The organism is Streptomyces albospinus, from assembly GCF_014648695.1.
GTDB lineage: Bacteria > Actinomycetota > Actinomycetes > Streptomycetales > Streptomycetaceae > Streptomyces > Streptomyces albospinus.
The window spans coordinates 1-1006 of sequence record NZ_BMRP01000118.1 but is presented as its reverse complement, the minus strand read 5'-3'; the positions used below and the strand labels follow the sequence as shown (position 1 = coordinate 1006).

The 1006-nt window shown below is 67.9% G+C and carries 1 protein-coding gene; it reads left to right on the top strand.

The window, feature by feature from the left end:
- A partial coding sequence (locus IEZ17_RS41430) for an SDR family NAD(P)-dependent oxidoreductase (RefSeq protein WP_189308804.1) occupies positions 1-651 on the top strand: 651 nt, incomplete at its 5' end.
- Positions 652-1006 lie beyond the last annotated feature (355 nt).

Sequence of the window (1006 nt, the reverse complement as noted above, 5' to 3'; positions counted from 1 at the left end):
GGAGAGCAGCTTGCCGGCGCGCTGGCCGACCTCGGTGCCCCGGCCGAGTTCGTGCGTGCCGACGTCCGCTTCGACGCCGATGTGAAGGACCTCGTCGACCGAGCGGTCGTGCGGTTCGGGCGGATCGATGTCGCCTTCAACAACGCCGGCACCGAGGGAACCCCCGGCCCCGTCACCGAGGTGACCGACGAGGGTTACCAGGCCACCTTCGATACCAACGTCAAGGGAACGCTGCTGTGCCTGAAGCACGAGTTCCGGGTCATGAGGGAACAGGGCGGCGGCAGCATCGTCAACGTCAGCTCCGTCTTTGGCCTGATGGGGTACCCCGGGGCAACCTTGTACGTCGGCAGCAAGCACGCCGTCGCCGGCATCACCAAGGCGGCCGCGCTCGAAGGCGCTGCTCACGGTATCCGGGTCAACGCGGTCGCGCCCGGCTTCACCCGGACCGCTATGTACGAGCGGTTCACCGGCGACGACACGGCGCGTGACGCGGTCGATGCAGTGCTGCCCATGCACCGGGCGGGTACCCCGGAGGAAATCGCCGAGGCCGTCCGGTACCTGGGTTCCGACAAGGCGAGCTACGTCACCGGGCACATCCTCCCTGTCGACGGCGGCCTCATGGCGGGCGAGCCCCTGTTCCCGAGCACGTGAATCGCGAGGTCGGCGCAAGCCGCGTCGGCCTCAGCGGCGCGGCGCCCGCTTGACGGGATGTTCCTGTTCTCATCGTGCCCAAGCGGACGGCCCCGCAGCACATGAGCGGCATCAAAAGTCACTGACATTGATCACGCCGCTCCCCGAGAAACGACTCCCGAAGTCACGACGAAACTGCTCCCTCAGAAACTGACACAGCCACCGTGAGCCCGATCGAATGCGAGGGAGCAATGAGCGAAGTACGCGAGAGCCAGGGGAACAGCACCTACGACGTGATCGTGCTCGGCGCGGGTCCCGTCGGCCAGAACGTCGCCGACCGCGCCCGCGCCGCCGGCCTCACCGTGGCCGTCGTGGA